19 protein-coding genes are annotated in these 18,709 nt (G+C 62.4%); 10 read left to right on the top strand and 9 right to left on the bottom strand.

Annotation, left to right across the window (positions count from 1 at the left end; genetic code table 11):
* Positions 1-606: SPFH domain-containing protein (locus tag AC1DUR_RS22925; protein WP_477722205.1), on the bottom strand; the 606-nt coding region annotated here is incomplete at its 3' end.
* Between the two features lie 117 nt (positions 607-723).
* On the opposite strand from AC1DUR_RS22925, the gene AC1DUR_RS22930 reads away from it, so the two are divergent.
* Complete coding sequence (locus AC1DUR_RS22930; protein ID WP_477717822.1) at positions 724-1,443, top strand: NUDIX hydrolase; 720 nt, start codon at positions 724-726, stop codon at positions 1,441-1,443.
* Between the two features lie 564 nt (positions 1,444-2,007).
* Here AC1DUR_RS22930 and AC1DUR_RS22935 read toward each other — a convergent pair.
* The gene (locus AC1DUR_RS22935; protein ID WP_477717823.1) at positions 2,008-3,024 is read right to left on the bottom strand and encodes a GlxA family transcriptional regulator; all 1,017 of its coding nucleotides are present in this window, start codon (positions 3,022-3,024) and stop codon (positions 2,008-2,010) included.
* A gap of 122 nt (positions 3,025-3,146) precedes the next feature.
* Between AC1DUR_RS22935 and AC1DUR_RS22940 the strand changes: the two genes are divergently transcribed.
* From AC1DUR_RS22940 to AC1DUR_RS22955, 4 genes are all read left to right on the top strand, one after another.
* Positions 3,147-3,788, top strand: coding sequence for an HD domain-containing protein (locus tag AC1DUR_RS22940; protein ID WP_477717824.1), 642 nt, complete (start codon positions 3,147-3,149; stop codon positions 3,786-3,788).
* A gap of 84 nt (positions 3,789-3,872) precedes the next feature.
* On the top strand, positions 3,873-4,754 hold the full coding sequence (locus AC1DUR_RS22945) for an NmrA family NAD(P)-binding protein (protein WP_477717825.1): 882 nt from the start codon (positions 3,873-3,875) through the stop codon (positions 4,752-4,754).
* Between the two features lie 21 nt (positions 4,755-4,775).
* Positions 4,776-5,216, top strand: coding sequence for a MarR family winged helix-turn-helix transcriptional regulator (locus tag AC1DUR_RS22950; protein WP_477717826.1), 441 nt, complete (start codon positions 4,776-4,778; stop codon positions 5,214-5,216).
* Between the two features lie 65 nt (positions 5,217-5,281).
* Positions 5,282-5,572: an SDR family NAD(P)-dependent oxidoreductase gene (locus tag AC1DUR_RS22955; protein ID WP_477717827.1), complete on the top strand. Its 291-nt coding sequence runs from the start codon at positions 5,282-5,284 to the stop codon at positions 5,570-5,572.
* A 70-nt stretch (positions 5,573-5,642) separates the two neighbouring features.
* Here the strand turns inward: AC1DUR_RS22955 and AC1DUR_RS22960 are convergent, their stop codons facing one another.
* From AC1DUR_RS22960 to AC1DUR_RS22990, 7 genes are all read right to left on the bottom strand, one after another.
* On the bottom strand, positions 5,643-6,656 hold the full coding sequence (locus AC1DUR_RS22960; protein WP_477717828.1) for a porin: 1,014 nt from the start codon (positions 6,654-6,656) through the stop codon (positions 5,643-5,645).
* A gap of 163 nt (positions 6,657-6,819) precedes the next feature.
* On the bottom strand, positions 6,820-7,818 hold the full coding sequence (locus AC1DUR_RS22965; RefSeq protein WP_477717829.1) for a tripartite tricarboxylate transporter substrate binding protein: 999 nt from the start codon (positions 7,816-7,818) through the stop codon (positions 6,820-6,822).
* A gap of 45 nt (positions 7,819-7,863) precedes the next feature.
* Positions 7,864-8,214 carry a cupin domain-containing protein gene (locus tag AC1DUR_RS22970; RefSeq protein ID WP_477717830.1) on the bottom strand — a complete coding sequence of 117 codons (351 nt, stop codon included), beginning with the start codon at positions 8,212-8,214 and terminating at the stop codon, positions 7,864-7,866.
* A 15-nt stretch (positions 8,215-8,229) separates the two neighbouring features.
* Positions 8,230-9,225: a quinone oxidoreductase family protein gene (locus AC1DUR_RS22975; RefSeq protein ID WP_477717831.1), complete on the bottom strand. Its 996-nt coding sequence runs from the start codon at positions 9,223-9,225 to the stop codon at positions 8,230-8,232.
* Between the two features lie 47 nt (positions 9,226-9,272).
* Positions 9,273-10,163 carry a beta-keto acid cleavage family enzyme gene (locus tag AC1DUR_RS22980; protein WP_477717832.1) on the bottom strand — a complete coding sequence of 297 codons (891 nt, stop codon included), beginning with the start codon at positions 10,161-10,163 and terminating at the stop codon, positions 9,273-9,275.
* Between the two features lie 42 nt (positions 10,164-10,205).
* On the bottom strand, positions 10,206-10,976 hold the full coding sequence (locus tag AC1DUR_RS22985; protein ID WP_477717833.1) for an SDR family NAD(P)-dependent oxidoreductase: 771 nt from the start codon (positions 10,974-10,976) through the stop codon (positions 10,206-10,208).
* 13 nt (positions 10,977-10,989) lie between these two features.
* A complete protein-coding gene (locus AC1DUR_RS22990; RefSeq protein WP_477717834.1) occupies positions 10,990-11,886 on the bottom strand; it encodes a dioxygenase family protein in 897 nt (298 codons plus the stop codon).
* A gap of 155 nt (positions 11,887-12,041) precedes the next feature.
* Between AC1DUR_RS22990 and AC1DUR_RS22995 the strand changes: the two genes are divergently transcribed.
* The 5 genes from AC1DUR_RS22995 to AC1DUR_RS23015 all read left to right on the top strand — a co-directional run bounded on the left by AC1DUR_RS22995 (position 12,042) and on the right by AC1DUR_RS23015 (position 18,483).
* The gene (locus AC1DUR_RS22995; RefSeq protein WP_477717835.1) at positions 12,042-13,076 is read left to right on the top strand and encodes a LacI family DNA-binding transcriptional regulator; all 1,035 of its coding nucleotides are present in this window, start codon (positions 12,042-12,044) and stop codon (positions 13,074-13,076) included.
* Positions 13,077-13,973: 897 nt separating this feature from the next.
* A complete protein-coding gene (locus tag AC1DUR_RS23000) occupies positions 13,974-14,513 on the top strand; it encodes a gamma carbonic anhydrase family protein (protein WP_477717836.1) in 540 nt (179 codons plus the stop codon).
* Positions 14,514-14,627: 114 nt separating this feature from the next.
* Positions 14,628-15,098 carry a (2Fe-2S)-binding protein gene (locus tag AC1DUR_RS23005; protein ID WP_477717837.1) on the top strand — a complete coding sequence of 157 codons (471 nt, stop codon included), beginning with the start codon at positions 14,628-14,630 and terminating at the stop codon, positions 15,096-15,098.
* Positions 15,095-17,341: a xanthine dehydrogenase family protein molybdopterin-binding subunit gene (locus tag AC1DUR_RS23010; protein WP_477717838.1), complete on the top strand. Its 2,247-nt coding sequence runs from the start codon at positions 15,095-15,097 to the stop codon at positions 17,339-17,341. Before AC1DUR_RS23005 ends, AC1DUR_RS23010 begins: the two co-directional genes overlap by 4 nt.
* A 155-nt stretch (positions 17,342-17,496) precedes the next feature.
* Entirely contained in the window at positions 17,497-18,483 is a 987-nt protein-coding gene (locus AC1DUR_RS23015; protein ID WP_477717839.1) for an ABC transporter substrate-binding protein, read from the top strand.
* Positions 18,484-18,709: the final 226 nt, after the last annotated feature.

An 18,709-nucleotide genomic window follows, 5' to 3' on the forward strand; every position in this document is an offset into this window, starting at 1 on the left:
CGCGGCCATGCGGCGCAGGGCCATGCGGCGCAGGTAGATGGCGTCATCTGCGGCTTTCAGGTTGGCCTCGCGGGATTCGGCTTCCAGGGCCCGGGCAATGTCGGGGGTCGGCTTGATGGCCAGGATGGAGACGCCAAGGACTTGCAGGCCCAAGGCGGCGATCTCGGGCTGGGCGCCAAGGCTGGCTTCGGCGTGCCGGGCGATTTCGGCTGAGGACAGCAAGGCCTCCTTGAGGGCCAGGGCCTGGACTTTTTGCTGGATGATCACCTGGACCTGCATGCCCACCCGGTCACCGAGCTTGAGCGGATCGTCCGATGCATAGCCCTGACCATTGGCCTTGAGGGAGAAATCCATCAGGCGGGCGGTCAGCTGGGGCGTTTTGACCTGGTAGGTGACCTGACCCTGCACCGTGACATTCTGGAAGTCGGACGTCACCAGGGTCAGCATGAAGGGGTGATGGGCGCTGGCCACGGGTACCGCCACCACGGTGGAAGTGGGCGCGTAGTAGTAGAACGACTGGCCGGCGCCCTCACGCACCACTTTCCCCTTTTTGAACTGGATCAGGTGAACCGTCGGTTGGGACTTGATGAATCTGATGCCTAACATGGTGCGCTCTCCTTTTGGTTGCTGAACCGGCTGTTGAATTCAATAGGTTGTACTGAACAACCCAATATAAGTTGCATAATACAACTTAATTCAGGTTTGTCAACGAGGAGCGCAAACATGGCGACCAAAGAAAGCAAGCTGAGCTTTGAACGACCGTTGACCACGGTCGATGTGGTGATCTTCACCGTGTTGGATGACCACTTGCAGGTCCTGCTGGTCAAGCGGCCCGATGGGCCTGCGGAGCCCTTCCCGAATGCCTGGGCCCTGCCTGGCGGCTTTGTGGACGTGAGGAAGGACGACACGCTGGAGGCCTGCGCCAGGCGCAAGCTGCTCGACAAGACAGGCGTGAAGAGTCCTTATCTGGAGCAACTGGGCAGTTGGGGAGGCAAGAGCCGCGATCCGCGCGGCTGGTCGGCAACGCATGCCTACTTTGCCTTGTTGCCGGCTGACTCCGTACAACTGGCGCAGGACGAGGCCGCACCGGCCAAGTGGCACCCGGTGGACGAACCATCACCCCGCAAGCGGCTGGCGTTTGACCATGGCGACATCCTGCAGGCGGCACTGGAGCGCCTGCGGAGCAAGGTGGAGTACACCTCGCTGCCCGCGTTCCTTCTGCCCGAACCGTTCACGCTTCCACAACTGCAGAAGGTCTATGAAGTCGTTCTGGGACGAGCCATCGACAAGAGTGGTTTTCGCACGCGCGCCCTGGCGGCTGATTTCCTGAAGGAGGACGGATTCCTCGACGTAGGATCGCCCCGGCCGGCGATGGGCTACCGCCTCAAAACCCGTGAATCCGCGGTTTACTTCCCCAGAACGTTTAGCCCCAGGAGTACTTAGAGCGGCTAACAAAACGTGTGCAGAGAACGAACGCAGATGACGCAGCAAGCCAGAGAAAGCAAAGCCACATGGATACCGGGGCAATGCCGTAATCGCCGCGCATGCTGATGAAGTGGGTCTGGATTAGGCCATTGGTCGACGCACCGCAGATGAAAAGGTTCCAAAAAGCACCCAGAACGCACGGTTGCCAACCGCATCGCGCAACACCGTCACGGTCGTGAGGAGCAGTTGGCCGAGGGTCTGTGGGCCAGCGGTCGGAATAGCATCTTCCTTGGCGCCGAAAGGCCTAAGGCCGATTTCCGCAGGGCAGCCCTGACGCCTCCGATGGAGGCCAATGCGTCCATGTTGAGTGCTACTTCGGTGTGCGTTTATTAGCCTTCTATCCTAGGCAGCATCGAGGCGGCAGGAATGAATATTGTCGGATGACTTTTGCCAAAATCGCAAATTTGGTTTGCCGAGGGGCATTGATGAAAACGAAGTAGCTCCAAGCGACCGGCTCACGGCCGCAGCATGCAAGCGCGTTGTAATTCTGGGCTTGCCATCAGGAAATTTTTCAAGCCACTACTAATCCTTCGCGAAACGTTGCGCATACTCTTTGGGACTCACCCCAAGTCGCCGAGCAAATGCTTTTCTCAGCACATCCACGCTGTTGTAGCCGCACCGGCGGGCAATCTCCGCCAAGGAGCGGCCCCCAAGCTCCAGCGCTCTGCAGACGGACTCGAGTCGAACCTCTTCGACGTACTTTGCTGGCGTTGTATTCAACTCGCGCTCGAAGGTTCGAATCAACGTACGCACGCTCGTGGATAGACGGTCCGCTAGAACCTCGACCGAGAGGTCCAGTTGCAGATGCTCGCTTATCCAGACCCGCAGTTGCTCCAGATTGGGGCTGAGCCCATGCTGTGCCTGCAGGGAGACGCTGAACTGCGCCTGACCGCCGGGGCGCCGTAAAAAGAGAACCAGGTTCTTGGCGACGTCCAGGGCGATGTCGTTGCCCAGGTCCTCGCCAACAAGGGCAAGTGCAAGGTCAATGCCGGCTGATATGCCGGCCGAGGTGTAGACGTTGCCATCCTTCACCCAGATGGGATTCGGATCAACCAGCACCCTGGGGTAGCGCTCAGCCAAACGACGTGCCATCGACCAATGCGTCGTGGCCCGGCGGCCGTCTAAGAGCCCCGCCTCAGCGAGCGCGAACGCTCCGACGCATATCGAGCACACTCGCCGCACTTTCCGCGAACAAGCACGAATCCAGTCCGCGACGAAGTCGTCCAACCGGTCAATGGGTGTGGCACCCGTCGTAACAATCAAGGTATCGATAGGTCGGTTCGAACGACTCTCTTGCTCAAGTGTCTTGTGCCCTCTGAAACCGATGCCTGTCTCGCTCTCCATGTACAACTCCGGCCCAGCACATACGAGTTCCAACACGTAAGGAGCCCGTTCTCCACTGCGCAGGTAATTTGCAAAGGTAAAGACCTCGGCTGGGCCTATGACGTCGAGCGCGTCTACCGGGGGCAAGCCCAAAATCACAACCCGCCTCTGCGCCGCGCCTTCGAGCGGCTTGCCAGGATTTTTTCGTTTTGTCATCGGTTTTTCCTTCGCCAAGCACATCCCATTTTGGCATTAAACATCCAAAAAATGTCATTTATGCCGCTGCATATGCTCCTAAAGTAGAAGCCAGTCATCGATACCTTTTAGGAGTAAGCATCATGGAAGAACCAATTCTCATCGGAGGAATCGGCGCTCCAAGTTCCGTGCTGGCCCGCAAAGCTGCATCCCTCGTGGACCGCGTTCATTCAACAGCAATGAAGAACCATGTCCACCGCACGTGGTGGTTCTCTGAATTCCTGGGTCGCAAGCGCGGCATGAAATACGACCGCGAGGCCGTGTACCTCGCATCCCTGCTTCACGACCTGGGCCTGACCAGCGAGTACATGGCCGACCAACGCTTTGAGGTCGATGGCGCAGACGCGGCAAGCCGCATTCTCATGGCGGACGGCTACGCGGAATCATCGGCTCAACTGGTTTGGGATGCGATTGCGCTTCACTCGAGCGCGGGCATCGCCGAACGCAGAGAACCGGAAGTCGCGTTGGTCCACATGGGCGCGCATGTGGATGTGATGGGCCTCCGCATGGACGAAATCACGCCATCCCTCATCGACGACACGCTGGCCCTGTACCCCCGTGTCGGATTCAAAGCGGCCTTTCAGCAGGCTCTGGCGGAAGTGGCCCGGAACAAGCCTCATACAACCATCGGCACAGGATTGGCCGATATCGGACGTCGCCATGTCCATGGATTCGAGATTCCCGACGTATGCGACTTGCTCGACCATGCCCCCTTTGAGAGTTGAACCCCGCGAGGCGCGGGATTTTGTGTCCCTTGTCGGTGCAGTGCACTTGGTGCCTATGCCGCTTAACTTAATGGAGAAATCGTCATGAACAAAGCAGACATTCTTGTGAGCGGTGCAACCGGCCGCACCGGCGGCGTTGCCATCGACACGCTGTTAAAGATGGACAAGCGCGTGAGGGCGTACGTCCGCAAGGACGGCGAGGACGCTGCCGCACTTCGAAAGAGAGGTGTGGAAATTGCCATCGGCGATTTCACTGATATCGACACCATCAAGGCCGCCATGCAGGGCATCCGCTCGGCCTACTTTTTGCACCCCATAAGTCCGGGCATCGTCCAGGCCAGCGCCTTCTTCGCGCAGGCGGCGAAGGAGGCTGGCGTCTCGGCCATCGTCAACATGTCGCAAATCTCGGCACGCCGTGACTCGAAGAGCAACGCGGCCCGGGACCACTGGATGTCGGAGCGCGTCTTCGATTGGTCTGGTGTCCCGACAACCCACCTGCGTCCCACCTTCTTCGCGGACTGGCTGGTGTATCCGCATTTCGCCAAGGAGATTTGGGCGAGCAAGAACATTGTGTTTCCCTTCGGCAAGGGGCGGCATGCGCCCATCAGCACGGACGACCAGGGGCGCGTCATTGCGCACATCCTGAGCGCACCAGAGGGCCACGGTGGGAAAATCTACCCGTTGCACGGACCGCGCGAGATGGACCATGACGAGATTGCTGCGGACATGAGCGAGGTGCTCGGCGCAAAGATTTCGTACTCCCCTCTGTCGATTGAAGCGTTCCGGCAAAGGATGGAGCAGTCATACAAGTTCAACCCATTCCTCGTGCAACATCTTTGCGAGGTCGCTCAGGACTACCAAAACGGCGTGTTCTCCGGGACCAACGACATTGTCGAGAAAGTCACAGGCACGCCACCGCTGTCGATTCCGGAGTTCATTGCCCAGAACCGCGCAGCCTTCGTCTGATATTTGGTCGTGGTTCCCAGCATGCCATCAATCCATCAGCTACCGACGTTGGACCAATGCAGTTGCTTTGCGCTCAAGCGAGCTGCCCGTCAAATCTCCAGACTGTATGACGCGCACCTGCAGCCCACCGGCCTGCGCATCACACAGTTTCTGATTCTGGCAGCGCTGAAGGAAAGGAAGCGTGCATCGGTCAACGCTCTCGCCGACAAGCTCGATACCGAGCGGACGGCGATGGGAAAGATGGCTACGACGTTGGAGCGTGACGGTCTGGTCCGGATTGGGCCGTCCCCGACAGACGGGCGTACTCGAATCGTCGAACTGACCGACGAAGGCACCAGGCTGTTTGAACAGGCTGAACCACTTTGGAGCGAGGCGCAATGTCGCGTGGAGCGGCTCAACGGCAAGGAAAAGGTCGGCGCCCTGCGCGCCGAATTGGCGGAGTTGATGACGGACGGCGTGTAGCGGCCGCGCGTGACGCGACTGCCGGTCTACTGAATTCAACGAATTACCAGAAAGAGAGATTCGATATGTCGAAAACTTGGTTCATTACAGGCGCGAGCAGCGGGTTTGGTCGCCAGCTCACCGAGATTCTTCTTCAGCGCGGCGACCGCGTCGCCGCCACCGTGCGCAAGCCTGACGCGTTGGCCGACTTATCGTCGCTGTACGGTGGCCGCCTCTGGGTGGGCGTCCTCGACGTAGTTGATGGTGCCGCTGTCCGTCGCGTCGTCGATGAAGCGTTCGTAGACTTGACGCGCATTGATGTGGTGGTCAGCAATGCCGGCTACGCCTTGCTCGGCGCAGCCGAGGAAGTCAGCTGACGGGCATTGACCATCAGGCGGACCTGCGCTGCAAGCAGCCCAGGTCCGGCCAGATCCGACTCGCCAAGCGTCAAAAGGCGTGATTGATACCCATCTGGATACCGGACGCCTTCGCCCCCGGTATGCCCTCCGGTGACGAGTCAGCCGTCACATACGCGGCATTGCCGTAATTGGTGATGCGCGAGTAAGCGCTATAGAGCGTCGTCCGTTTGCTCAGGGCGTAGGTGTACCCGACGGCCGCCTGCCGGGCATCGTCCGCGTCTACCCCTGGGCCAGAGCGATTGGAGCGGGCAAAGGACGCCTTGACGTGGCCAGCGCCTACGGGAACCGCGGCACCAACCAGCACGTTGGTTTGCTTGTCGCTGCCAAGCTTGTGCTGCAGGTAGTTGACGTAAGCCTTGACGATACCGAAGTCGTAGCTTCCTCCGACAGTAGCCGTGGTGTAGTTATTCGCGCCTGCAGCCGTTCTGCCGTATGCCGTGGCGACGTTGAGCGGCCCGGACTGGTAGCCAAGTCGGCCACCGGTGTGACGCGCGCCGTTCACGCCCTCAGCCGCCGCGAACATGAACTGTCCATAGACGCCGCCAAGGTTGCCGGGCAGAAAGTAGCCCACAGAATTGCTCGCCCGGGTCAGTGTTTTTGCACTGCCGAGGCCGATCGGCCAACCTTCAATGATGTTGCTGCTGCCGCCTACACCCACCGTTCCGAAGGGAGCAAACGTGGAAATATTCCAGAACACGGGCGTGTTATCGCGCCCTAGACGCAACTCGCCGTAGTCCCTGCTCATCAAGCTGACGGTCGAGCGGCGGCCAAACAACGCGCCCTGTATGGCGCCGGTGTCCGGCAGTATTCCGGTTTCGAGCCAGAATCCTGCCGAAAGACCTCCGCCCAGATCTTCAACGCCGCGAAATCCAATGCGGCTCGGCAAAAGGTAGCCTCCCTGGTCCATTCCCGTGGCCGAATTGCCGCCAGCCTTCGAGTACGTGAGGTTGAGGTCGATGCTGCCGAAGATGGTGACGGTGGATTGGGCAAATGCGGTGCCCAGGGCGCCAAAAGCAAGAATAGCTGCGAGTGATTTCTTCATGATGGTTCTCTTGGATAGTGGAAGTGGATTGCCTCAGCGCTGGCAAGACGAGGGGAAAGGAGCGGTCAGGGGCGGTCCGGCGCGATCGGAACGCGACCAAGCGTGGCGAGATGACGGTCCTGTCGACATGCAAAGAAAAAAAGGCATGTCTCGGTGTTGCGGGTCAGTCCACCTTCATGCCGACTTTCCTGATCAGCGCCGCAGCGTCGCCCGCTTCGGCTTTGACCAGCGCGGCGAACTGCGACTGCGGCATGGGAGCGACCTCAGCGCCGAGCGTCTCCAGGCGCTCGCGCACGACGTCTGACTTCAGAACCTTGGCCGTTTCTGCGTGGATGCGCTCCACCACGTCCGCCGGCGTCCTGGCCGGCACAAACATGCCAACCCAAAAGGTGTAGTCCGACCCGGTGAAGCCCGCTTCGAGCGTCGTCGGCACATTCGGCAGCGCAACGGAGCGCTTGGGGGTCCCGACCGCGAGTGCGACCAGCTTGCCGCCCTTGATCAGCGGCAGTGCAGAGACCAGGGGGGCGAAGAACCAGTCGATCCGACCCGCCATGACCTCGTTCAACGCCTCGGGCGTACCTTTGAACGGGACGTGGTTCGCATTAATCCCCGCCGAGGCTCGGAACTTCTCCGCGTTCATGTGCGTAGCGCTGCCGTTGCCCGCCGAGGCGTACATGTACGTCCCTGGAGCGGCTTTCGCCTTCTGAACTAGTTCCTGCACCGTCTTGAAGTCCTTGCCCGGCCCTGTCACCAGCACATTTGGCAAGGTCGCAAGCATCGTGATCGGCGTGAAGTCCTTCAATGTGTCGTACTTCAGCGCCGGGTACAGCGCAGCGTTGGCGACGTGACTTGCGGAGTGAATGAGCACCGTGTACCCATCGGCGTTGGCGCTCGCGACCTGTGAGGCGCCCAAGGTACCCCCTGCTCCCGGTTTGTTCTCAATGACGATGGGCTGCTTGAACGCCTTCCCCAACTGCTCGCTGATCGTTCGTGCGATGACATCTGTACCGGAACCCGCAGTGAATGGGACCAGGAACTTGATGGGTTGCCTCGGATAGCTGTCTTGCGCCCGCACGAGCGATGAGTGACCGACGAGCCCGGCGACAACGCCGGCCATCAGTACATTGAGCGCGTGACGACGGTTTTTTGGGTTTGATTTCATGTATGTCTCCTCGTTCCTCGAATGCAAATTGATTGACTGCTACTGCTAAGCCTTGTTGGGCATGACCAGTAGCACGGTGGCGGGTGAATCGGTTTGGTTGAGTAGCTGCCGTGCCTCTGCCGGCTCGATGCGGCAGCTGTCCAGGGGCCTCAACTTGGCTTCCCGCACGATGGCGCCCTGGCGGGCGACGACAGTCAGTTCGCCCGATAGCACGACATAGAACTTCTCCACATCGGAGGCAGCAGATGTCGTGCCTCCTCCGGGTTCGATGACGGATAGACCGATCCAGACACTCTGGCTCGGTCCGGCCTCTTTGCCCTGCAGACGCCGCATCACCATGCCTTGGTGACCGGGCGCGTCGTAAAGGGGTGCGCTGTTGTGCTCAACGATATTCATGGTGCGGCTCCGACCTTAGGGCGCGAGAACAATGCGGTCGCGCGTGCCTTCAAGCACACGGCGATAGGCGTTCGGCGCTTCTTCCAGAGGAAGCAGGGTCGTCTCGTCGACGTCGAAGGCCTTCAGCGAGCCGTCCTCGAAGCCGGGCAGCAGCAGCGTCAGGATCTGGGCACACTGGCTCACGTCCAGTTTCAGGCTGTCCACGCCCAGCATCTGCAGATTGCGTCGATAAAAACCCAGGATATCGAAGGGCACGTGGCGCTCAATCGTCGAGATGAGAATCTGCATGCCTCCCACTGCGAGGCTGTCCATCGCTGTCGCGAAGTACGGCGATCCAACGGTGTTGTAGGCGATGTCGGCCCCTCGCCCCCCCGTCGCACCAAGAACTGCGGCGGCCAGGTCTTGCTGCGACCCGTTGACCATGTTCACGGAACCCGTGCTATGGCCCACATAGGCTTCGGCGCCCACCTCCACGCCCACCACGGTGGCGCCCGCTCGCGTTGCCAGTTGAACTGCCGCCTGGCCGACCTTGCCATTGGCGCCGAACACGACCACCGTCTGGCCGGCGCCTTTGAGGCCGGCGCGGCGCAGTCCCTCATGCGCGGTGACGAAAGGCACGCCGATCGTCGCGGCCGCGGCGAGCGACATCGTGCTCGCGGTGCGCGTCAGCGCCTGCACCGGTAACACCAGGTAGCGCGCGTGCGTACCGTCGCGTGTGATGCCCAGGTCGCCGCCGGTGCCCCAGACCTCGACGCCGATCCACTCGCGCGGTCCGGCGACAACGCGACCGGCGAAGTCGCGGCCCGGGATTCGTGGCCAGATGGCACGCGGCATCAGTCCGAGCGCCGCCTTCACGTCACTGGGGTTCACTGCGGCCGCAAGGACTTCAATCACCGCCTCGCCAGGTGCCGGCTCGGGCAGGGGCATTTCGACGATCTGCGGCAGCAGCGCATCCGGGGTGACGGCCTTTTGGGTCAGACGCAAGGCACGTCCGATAGCTTGGTTTCTCATGGTGTATTCCTCTCAGTAAGCAATTGCAGGGAGCCGGGCGTTGCCGCTCACGGTTGATTCGAGGGGCGCAGCCCCCAACGCTCGCGAGCCTGCCGTGGCGTGGCGAGCCGGCCGCCAAGGTCCTCGACGATTCTTCGGGCCCTGCTCACGAGTTCGGCGTTGCTCTTGGCCAGGACGCCGCGGTCCAGATAGATGGTGTCCTCCAGGCCAACGCGCACATTGCCGCCGAGCAGGTAGGTCTGTGCCACGGCGGGGAATGCGTGACGGCCGATGGCAAACGCGGACCACTGCGCCGTCGGCGCTATCAGCGAGCGGGCGTGCCACAGGGTTTCGGGCTTGAATGGCATGGCGTAGCGCACGCCCATCACCAGGGTGTAAAGGCCGGGGCCCTCGAGGCTGCCATCGGCCATCAGCGCCTGGGCGAGCATGAGATCTCCGCTGTCGAAGCATTCGAGCTCGGGAACCGCACCGGCCTCGCGGATGACCTTGGCCATCCTGCGAACATTCTTCGGCGTGTTGATGACGACCTGGTCGCCCGAGTTCATCGTATTGAGGTCGAGCGAGCAGATATCGGGCTTCAGCGCGGCAATATGCGCGACCCGACGCTCGGGAACCATCAGGTTGCTGCCGGGCGCAGCCACCTGCGGATCGTCATCACTTGGGACGAACCTCCCGCCCGGCCCCGTGGTCAGGTTGATGATGAGGTCTGCACGCCGAGTCCGGATTTCTGCGACAACCTCGGCGTAGAGCTCGACGTCCATGGACGGCCGGCCCGTCTGCGGATCGCGCACATGGATGTGCACGACCGCCGCACCTGCCTCCGCTGCTTCAAGGCATGCGGTGGCAATCTGGGTCGGCGTGATGGGCAGATGAGGCGTCTGCTCCGGCGTGGTCAAGTTGCCTGTGACGGCGCAAGTCAGAATGGTGGGTTGTTCCATCGGGGGTCTCCGGCTATCTATGTTTGGGCGCTTATCCGGCGCTTATCCGAGGTGACGTCCACCGTCGGCGACGATGATGCTGCCGGTGGCGTAGCGCAATGAGGTGCAGCACGCCACGATCGCCGCCGCGACGTCGTCAGCCACGCCCACGCGCTTGAGCGGAATCGATTGCCCCACCCGCTCGTTGAACGCCGCATCGCGGCCCGGAACAAAGCCCGTATCGACGACCCCTGGCGACACGGCCAGGCAGCGTATCTGCGGTCCCAGCGTCTTCGCCAGGGCTTTGGTCAGCGCATCTGTGCCCGCCTTGGCTGCGGAGTAAGCCAGGTTGCTGCCCATGCCGGTGAAGGCGGCGATTGACGAGACGTTGACCACCACGGAGTCGCCCGCGGCCTTCATCTGCGGGGCGAAAGCCCGGATGGCCGCGAACGTGCCGCGCCAGTTGGTCGCAAAGATGTCGTCGATCAACTGGTCGCTCAGGCCGTCCAGGTCGGCTGCGGCAACGGGCTTGGTGAAGCCGGCACAGTTGATGAGCACGCTGGCATTGCCTGCTTCCTTGCGCACGAACTCGGCCGCGGCGCTCAATGAGGAACTGTCCGTCACGGAGGCCGTGACCGCGAAATGGCCCGAGCCGGCGAGCCCGCGCAAGGCCGGCTGCGCATCGCCTGCTCCCCCGCGATGGAGAAGAACGACCCGGGCGCCCAGCTGAGCCGCCCTTTGTGCAGTGGCAAGTCCGATGGCGCCGGTGCCACCCGTGATGACCACGATGTCGCCGTCCAGGCGCTCGCGCGGTGCGAAGGTTCTTGTATTCATGTTGATCTCCAGGTCAGGGAATTGGGCATTTCGGGACGCGCGTATCGCCGGGCTCGAGTCGGAGATCGACATCGAGCTTGAAACCGCCCTGGCCGTTTGACTCGAAAGTCCGCAGGAGCGAACCGACGGCGCCGAAAACAACATCGTCGTAGGCGTGCGGGTCTTCGGCGTCGAAGTACTGCGTCGCCAGGACCTTGTGGCCTGGCGCTACAACGATGAAATGCAGATGGGCCGGGCGCATGGAATGGCGCCCCTGGGCGGCGAGCAGGTCACCGCATGGCCCGTCAGTGGGCACGGGATACCCGGCGGGCCGCACGCTGACGAAAGAGAACCGCCCCTGTGCGTCGGTTTCGAATCGCCCACGCAGGTTCATGGGTTGCTGCGTCGAATCCTGGTTCTCGTACAAGCCCTTGGGCGAGGCCTGCCAGGTTTCCACGCGCGCACCGGCAATTGGCGTCCCATCCAGGGACCGGACATGGCCGGTCACGGTCAGCGGCGCCCCCGGCGTGTCAGGAGAAGTGATGCATTCGCCGTTTTGCCGGAGCGGCTGATTGGCACGCCAGAATGGGCCGATCAGCGCAGGCTCGGTCCCGCCCGCTTCCAGCGCGTGACGGGCGTCGCGCAGCTGCACCAACGTCGCCAGCCCTAGAATGTCTGCGAGCAGAATACCTTCATGCTTCTTCGGACCACTCGCCTGCCCAATGCGCACCAGAAAATCCAGCCCGTACTCCAGCTCCGCCGGAGAGAGATCGACGTCCAGTGCGAACGCGTGCACGTGCCTGATCAGCGAATCCAGGATGTGCCGCAGTCGCGGATTTGCGGTTGTAGCGTTCATCTCGAGGACGGCTCGCAACAATGCGGCGGGATCCGACGCGGGCAGCGCGATTTTTGGGGGGGACGATGTTTGCATTTAAGGTCTCGGTTAGGGCAATCGATTGCCTTAAATATACGGTAGAAATTCAAAAAGCACAAGCACCGAACCCATGAAGCGGGTGTTTTCATCAAGATAATGCGATAAATCCACTTAAATTTCATATTACGAAAGCCAATCGTTTGTCCAAAATAATGCACTCAGATACCCCATCAGGAAATCCAACGACCATCGAGGACATTGCCAAAGCGGCCGGCGTCCATCCTGCCTCCGTGTCTCGAGCCCTTCGCGGCATTGACAAGAAGGTGTCTGCGCAGACACGGGAGAAGATCGAACGGATAGCCAAGGAGATGGGTTACCGGCCCAACGTCATGGCGGCGTCGTTGCGGACCAAGCAGACGAACCTCATTGGCATCGTCGTGCCCGACCTGGGGAATCCCCTCTTTGGCCCCATCGTCCAGGGCCTGGAGGTTGAACTGCGAAAGCAGGGGCTGATGTGCCTGGTTATTCAGACACCCGAGGACCCCGACGAGAGGCGGGATGTCGTGGTCGCCCTCGCCAACCGGCAAGTGGGTGGCCTGCTCGTCCTGGCGGCGGAGAGCGACGATCCGATGCTGACGGCCGCGCAGCAACTTTCACTTCCCACGGTCCTGGTCAACCGCGGCTTCGGCGAACGACGATTTTCCAGCGTGGTCAATGACGATCGCGAGAGCGTTCACCTTGTGCTCGAGCACCTGATGAAGCTGGGTCACAGGGCCATCGCACATATCGCGGGACCGAGCAGCTCATCGACAGGACGAGCCCGCCGCCAGGCGTTTGAAGAGTTGAGCGCGAGCCTCGGAGTCCAAGCCCTCGTCGTTGAAGCTCGGGCCTTCACTCGACAGGCCGGCCTGGCGGCGACACTCGAGTTGCTGAATCAGACCAAGGCGTCGACTGCGATCTTTGGCGCCAATGACTTGATTGCGATGGGCGTGCTCGACGCACTCCATCAGCATCGCTTGTCCGTTCCGGGTGATGTCTCGGTGGTGGGCCACAACGATATGCCATTTGTCGACCTCATCGCACCGCCGCTGACCACGGTCCGTATTGCGGTGGACCAAATGAGCCGACAGGCCGCGCAGCTTCTGCTTGAACATCTGAAGACGCCTAACCAGGACCCGAGCATGCGCGTGCTGACACCGAGGCTCATCGTCAGATCGTCCACGGCATCCGTTCGAAAGACCAGCTAGCTTCGCTTGCAGTAGTCCCGTGTCTTTGGGTGGTCTGCGCCAACCCGCGTTGCTGGATCGACAAGATGATCAAGTACGAAGCACACGACTGTCTCGGCCACAGTTGACGACGCCGGAAAAGCGGCCCGCACCGAACCCGCGCTTGACGAGCCGCATGGAAATATGCGCTTGCCAAGCTGCGCCCAACACGGGGGCGTCACTCTCGGCCACAAGGAGCCGGGAGGGGCCGCTTATCCCAAATTGATTCTCTGTACTCCAAGCGAAGCGGCGAAGGCATTGGGCAGGTAGCCCGGTTGTTGCGCGATGCATCCAATCGTCTGGCGCGCCTCTGGCGACACCTTGGCCCCATGCCGCACAGCGCACGTGACACAGACGCGGCATGCACTCCGGCCTCTCGCGCGATACCTTCTCCTCAATAGTGACGCGGGGCTTCGCCGGGTTCTTGCACACGTAACGCCGATCCGATGCTGCCTCGACTACTCATGGCATCGCCAGCCAGGGAGATCGAAGCTCGCCAGCACAAGGGAAAACACCAATGAAAGTTTGCCTTGCCAGTTATGGGGCGCGTATTTATACTAAGGCAATCGATTGCCTTTATTTTACTTGAAGCCAGCATCTATCGGCCGAATAAATGCCATTCAATGAAGAAATACAACAGGAATACTGCTTATCTTCAAAGGCAATCGATTGTGCTAATTTGATATTTCCGCCTCCCCTCGTTGTCACTATTTTGCTGAAGATCGCCATGCCCATTGCCACCGACACTCCCTTGCCGATCACTCAATCGCAGCGCAAACCCTGCTTTATGTCTTGCGCAACGGCCTCGAATGCGGCCGCGCTGCTCGCCCAAGACGGCCGGCATGCGCGTCGAATGACAGGAGCGGCCGGAGCCCAGCGATGAGCAACCTCGATGTCCCCAGGCATTTCTTCGCCGAACCGCGCATCGATGCGAGCGCGTTCCTCGCACCGAGCGCCACGGTGATCTGTGATGTGCACATTGCGGCTCTCGCCTCGATCTGGTTCGGCGTCGTGGTGCGCGGCGACGTGCAGGCGATTCGCATCGGCGAAGGCAGCAATATCCAGGACGGCACGATCGTGCATGGCAGCACCGGCGGCGTGCCAACGCAGGTGGGCAGCTTTTGCACGGTCGGCCACGCCGCGGTGCTGCATTCCTGCACGCTGGACGACTACGCCTTCGTCGGCTTCGGCGCGCGCGTGCTCGACGGCAGCCGGATCGAAACCGACGGCGTGCTCGCGGCAGGCGCGGTGCTCACGCCGGGCAAGATCGTCCGCAGCGGCGAGCTGTGGGCCGGCAACCCGGCCCGTTTGCTGCGACGGATCGAGCCACCAGAAGTCGCAAGCTATCGCGCCGTCGCACCGCGCTACGTCACATTGGCGCAGGCGTACCGGCTCAGGCCGGCAGCGTCGCGCCCCTGAGAAGCCGACTGCGCGTCAAGTTCACCGCGATCCCTTTTCCCTCCCAGCTGCAACAAGCACCACTCAACGCAGGCGCAAATCATGGCAAACAACATCAAGTCAAGGAGCCGTCCTATGCCAAAAAAGTTAGCGCTACGGGTCAACGGCGCGACCCGCTCGGTCACGGTCGATCCCGATACGCCGCTACTCTATGTTCTGCGCAACGACCTTGCGCTGAACGGCGCCAAATACGGCTGCGGCCAGGCGCAGTGCGGCGCCTGCAGCGTGCTGATCGACGGGGTTGAACAACGCTCCTGCGTGTACCCGGTCGGCGCCGTCGCCAAGGGCCGCATCACGACGATCGAAGGTCTTGGCACGACGCAAAAACCGAGCGCGCTGCAGCGGGCGTTCATCGAGGAGCAGGCCGCCCAATGCGGTTATTGCAGCAGCGGAATGGTCATGGCCGCACAGGCGCTGCTCGCGCGCAGCCCGAAACCCAGCGAAGCCGATGTCAAGCAAGCGCTTGAGGGCCATTTGTGCCGCTGCGGCTCGCACAACCGCATTGTGCGTGCGGTGCTGCGCGCGTCCCGGGGCGCTGCATCATGAGCGCCGCACTGTCAAACGTTTCGCGCCGCAATTTCCTGAAAGCTGGCACTGGCCTGGTGGTCGGCATCGCGCTGGCACCTGATGCGCTGGCCCAAGGCGCAGCGGTGCCGGCGCGCCTGCCCGGCAGCCTCAACAACAATCGCCAGCTGTCGGCGTGGCTGCGCATCAACCCGAACGGCACCGTGACGGTGTTCACCGGCAAGATGGAACTCGGCCAGGGCATCGCGAGCGCGCTGGCCCAGATCGCCGCCGACGAACTTGACGTCGACTACCAGCGCATCGACATGGTGGCGCCCGACACGTCGCGCACGCCCGATGAGGGTGTGACCGCGGGCAGTCAGTCGATCGAGCAGAGCGGCACCGCCATCCGCTTCGCCTGCGCCGAAGCCCGCCAGTTGCTGCTCGCCGCAGCGGCCGCCCAGTTGGGCGTGGCCTCGGGCGAGCTCACCGTCGTCAACGGGGCGATCGCCGCCCCCGGTGGCAAACAGACAACCTACTGGGAGGTCACCACGGACGCGATGCTGCGCCGGGAGGCGACCGCGAAGGCCAAGCCGAAGGACCCAGGCCAGTACAAGCTGGTCGGCCAAAGCCTCGCCCGGCGCGATCTCCCGGCAAAGCTCACCGGCGGAGCGGCCTACCTGCAGGATCTGCGGCTTCCCGGCATGGTGCATGCGCGCGTCGTGCGGCCGCCGGTGCCGCGCGCCGAACTCACGAACCTCGACACCGCGGCCGTCAAGGCGATGCCCGGCGTCATCACTGTGGTGCGCGACGGCAGTTTCATCGCAGTCGTCTGCGAGCGCGAGGAGCAGGCGATCAAGGCACGCCAGGCGCTGCGCGAGGCAGCCGTCTGGTTGCGGCCTGAGTTGCCTCAAACGCTCGCCGACCGGTTCGATCAGGCCGACCCGGGCCTGCCGACGCAGGATTCAGTCGTGAACGAAAAGAAGGCGCCGAACGCGCCGCCGGCCGCACAGCGGATCGAGGCGCGCTATACCCGGGCATTTCAGCTGCACGCCTCGATCGGCCCGTCGTGCGCGGTGGCGCAAGCCGCGGAGGGCAAGCTGACAGTCTGGACCCACAGCCAGGGCGTGTTTCCGCTGCGCGGAGACATTGCACGCGCGCTCGGCGTGGCGCCGGCCAGCGTGACCTGCATCCATATGGAAGGCGCAGGCTGCTACGGCCACAACGGCGCAGACGATGTCGCATTCGATGTGGCGCTCATCGCGCGCGCGGTCCCGGGCAAGCCGGTCAGGGTGCAGTGGATGCGCGACGACGAGTTCATGTGGGAGCCCTTCGGCTCGGCAATGAGCGTGACGATGCGCGCCGGGCTGGGTGCAGACGGCAGCATCGTCGACTGGCAGCACGAGTTGTGGAGCTATCCGCATTCGCGGCGGCCGGGCGGACGCGAGGGCGTGAATCTGCTCGCGTCGTGGTACGTAGCGAGTCCGACGCAGCCGACTTTCCCCACCGACATCCCGCAGCCAAACGGTGGCTCCGACCGCAACTCGATCCCGCTCTACGAATTTCCGAGCCAGAAGGTCCTCAAGCACTACATGACCGACGCGCCTCTGCGCACCTCGTCGTTGCGCACGCTGGGGGCCTACCCCAACGTCTTCGCGATCGAGTCGATGATGGACGAAGCCGCGGCGGCGGCGGGCGCTGACCCGGTGGCGTTTCGCCTGAAGCACCTGCGCGACGAGCGCGCGCGAACGGTGATCGAAGCGGTGGCCAAGAAGAGCGGCTGGCGGCCGGGCGCGCTGGGCGACGGCGGCAAAGGCAGCACGCTGCGCGGGCGTGGGATCGGGTTCGCCAGATACAAGAACCACGCCTGCTACTGCGCCGTGGTCGCCGAAGTCGAGGTCGACCGCACCAGCGGCAGCGTGCGCGTGACCCGGGCCTGGTCAGCGGTGGACGCGGGGCTCGCGGTCAACCCCGATGGCATCGTGAACCAGATCGAGGGCGGCGTGATCCAGTCGACCAGCTGGACGCTGAAGGAAGCCCTCAAGTACGACCGCTCGGGCGTGCAGACCAGGAGCTGGAGCGACTACCCGATCCTGCGCTTCAGCGAAGTGCCCGCAGTTGACGTCGAGGTGATTCAGCGCCGTGCCGAGGGCTCCCTCGGGGTGGGCGAAGGGGCGCAGGGCCCGACCGCGGCAGCAATCGCGAATGCCTTTGCGGCCGCGACCGGCCGCCGCCTGCGCGACATTCCGTTCACGCCGGAGCGAGTGAAGGCGGTGCTGGCGTGAGATGCAGACACGAATTCTTGCTTCGGGCCAGATGGTGCAAAACGTTTGAAAACGGAGATTCGATGATGAAGACTTCCACAACGGCATCGCGCTCAACTGCGCCCCCTTCAAATCTTGCCCAAGGCTCCATTTACCTACTCCAAAAGGAAAAATCGATGTTGTTCCACCGCATTCTGCTCGGCGTCGCCACCTTCGCGATCGCTGCGCTCGCCCATGCCCAGACACCGCTGCGCGTGATCAGCTTTCCCGGCGGAGCGAACCTGCCGCTCTGGGTCGCCGAGGACAAGGGGCTGTTCGCGCGCGAGAAGCTCTCGGTAAAGGTGAGCCCCACTCCGAACTCGGTCGTGCTGGTCCAGGGCCTCGTCAAGGGCGAGCAGGACATCGCGTTGGCCGCATTCGACAATGTCGTCGCTTACCAGGAAGGCCAGGGAGAGGTCCCGCTGCCGGCCACGCCCGACTTCTTCGCGTTCATGGGCGTCTCGCGCGGGACCGTTCGCCTGGTGGTGAGCCCCGACGTCAAGGACTACGATGGCCTGCGCGGCAAGACGCTTGGCGTCGACGCGGTCGCGACCGGTTATTCGCTCGTGCTGCAAAAGCTGCTGCAATTGGGCGGTCTCAAGGAGCTCGACTATCGCCTTGAGTCGGTCGGCGCAACCGGCGTGCGTGCGCAGGCGCTGATGGATAACAAGTTCGCGGGAACGATTCTGACGACGCCACTGGAGATCGCGCCGGAGTCGCGCGGCTATCGGCGGCTCGCCAACGCGGTCGATGTGCTTGGCCCCTACCAGACGATCGTCGGAATGGCGCGGCACAGCTGGGCGAAGAGCAACCGCGAGGCGCTCGTCGGGTTCATCCGTGCATCGAGCGAGGCAATCGACTGGCTGTTCGATCCGAAGAACCGCGCAGAGGCAGTGTCGATTTACCGGAAGTATCTGCCAAACGTGCCCGAGGCCGCAGCGCAGCGGCATGTCGATGCGTTGCTCGGCGATCGCGAAGGCTTCGCGCGCGGCGGTGCGCTCGATCCAGATGGCATGACGACAGTGCTGCGGATCCGGTCCGAACTCGGGCGCCCGCAGAAGACGCTGGCCGATCCGGCACGCTACGTCGACGAGAGCTACTACCGGGCGGCAAGGGCTCGTTAGTAATACCTTACGATGCCCAAGCTCGATCACCCTTCACGACCGGGAATGACGATCGATGAACTCGCCTGTCGTCGCGGCCACGCACCACTACGTGCATGAGAATTCAACGGCCGCGCGATTCATGCATGACAAACTTACCGCAGCATTTGGATCAAAAGCTCCCGGATCAGTTGCTTGCACAGGCTCCTCTATGGATTCACGGCCATACTCGTGATTCCTATGACTA

It is taken from the genome of Polaromonas sp. P4_F4, assembly GCF_056401355.1.

Excerpts from the sequence above, each read along its gene's own strand:
- AC1DUR_RS22930 (WP_477717822.1), top strand. The coding sequence starts at position 724 with ATGGCGACCAAAGAAAGCAAGCTGAGCTTTGAACGACCGTTGACCACG.
- AC1DUR_RS22935 (WP_477717823.1), bottom strand. The coding sequence starts at position 3,024 with ATGACAAAACGAAAAAATCCTGGCAAGCCGCTCGAAGGCGCGGCGCAG.
- AC1DUR_RS22940 (WP_477717824.1), top strand. The coding sequence starts at position 3,147 with ATGGAAGAACCAATTCTCATCGGAGGAATCGGCGCTCCAAGTTCCGTG.
- AC1DUR_RS22945 (WP_477717825.1), top strand. The coding sequence starts at position 3,873 with ATGAACAAAGCAGACATTCTTGTGAGCGGTGCAACCGGCCGCACCGGC.
- AC1DUR_RS22950 (WP_477717826.1), top strand. The coding sequence starts at position 4,776 with ATGCCATCAATCCATCAGCTACCGACGTTGGACCAATGCAGTTGCTTT.
- AC1DUR_RS22955 (WP_477717827.1), top strand. The coding sequence starts at position 5,282 with ATGTCGAAAACTTGGTTCATTACAGGCGCGAGCAGCGGGTTTGGTCGC.
- AC1DUR_RS22960 (WP_477717828.1), bottom strand. The coding sequence starts at position 6,656 with ATGAAGAAATCACTCGCAGCTATTCTTGCTTTTGGCGCCCTGGGCACC.
- AC1DUR_RS22965 (WP_477717829.1), bottom strand. The coding sequence starts at position 7,818 with ATGAAATCAAACCCAAAAAACCGTCGTCACGCGCTCAATGTACTGATG.
- AC1DUR_RS22970 (WP_477717830.1), bottom strand. The coding sequence starts at position 8,214 with ATGAATATCGTTGAGCACAACAGCGCACCCCTTTACGACGCGCCCGGT.
- AC1DUR_RS22975 (WP_477717831.1), bottom strand. The coding sequence starts at position 9,225 with ATGAGAAACCAAGCTATCGGACGTGCCTTGCGTCTGACCCAAAAGGCC.
- AC1DUR_RS22980 (WP_477717832.1), bottom strand. The coding sequence starts at position 10,163 with ATGGAACAACCCACCATTCTGACTTGCGCCGTCACAGGCAACTTGACC.
- AC1DUR_RS22985 (WP_477717833.1), bottom strand. The coding sequence starts at position 10,976 with ATGAATACAAGAACCTTCGCACCGCGCGAGCGCCTGGACGGCGACATC.
- AC1DUR_RS22990 (WP_477717834.1), bottom strand. The coding sequence starts at position 11,886 with ATGCAAACATCGTCCCCCCCAAAAATCGCGCTGCCCGCGTCGGATCCC.
- AC1DUR_RS22995 (WP_477717835.1), top strand. The coding sequence starts at position 12,042 with ATGCACTCAGATACCCCATCAGGAAATCCAACGACCATCGAGGACATT.
- AC1DUR_RS23000 (WP_477717836.1), top strand. The coding sequence starts at position 13,974 with ATGAGCAACCTCGATGTCCCCAGGCATTTCTTCGCCGAACCGCGCATC.
- AC1DUR_RS23005 (WP_477717837.1), top strand. The coding sequence starts at position 14,628 with ATGCCAAAAAAGTTAGCGCTACGGGTCAACGGCGCGACCCGCTCGGTC.
- AC1DUR_RS23010 (WP_477717838.1), top strand. The coding sequence starts at position 15,095 with ATGAGCGCCGCACTGTCAAACGTTTCGCGCCGCAATTTCCTGAAAGCT.
- AC1DUR_RS23015 (WP_477717839.1), top strand. The coding sequence starts at position 17,497 with ATGTTGTTCCACCGCATTCTGCTCGGCGTCGCCACCTTCGCGATCGCT.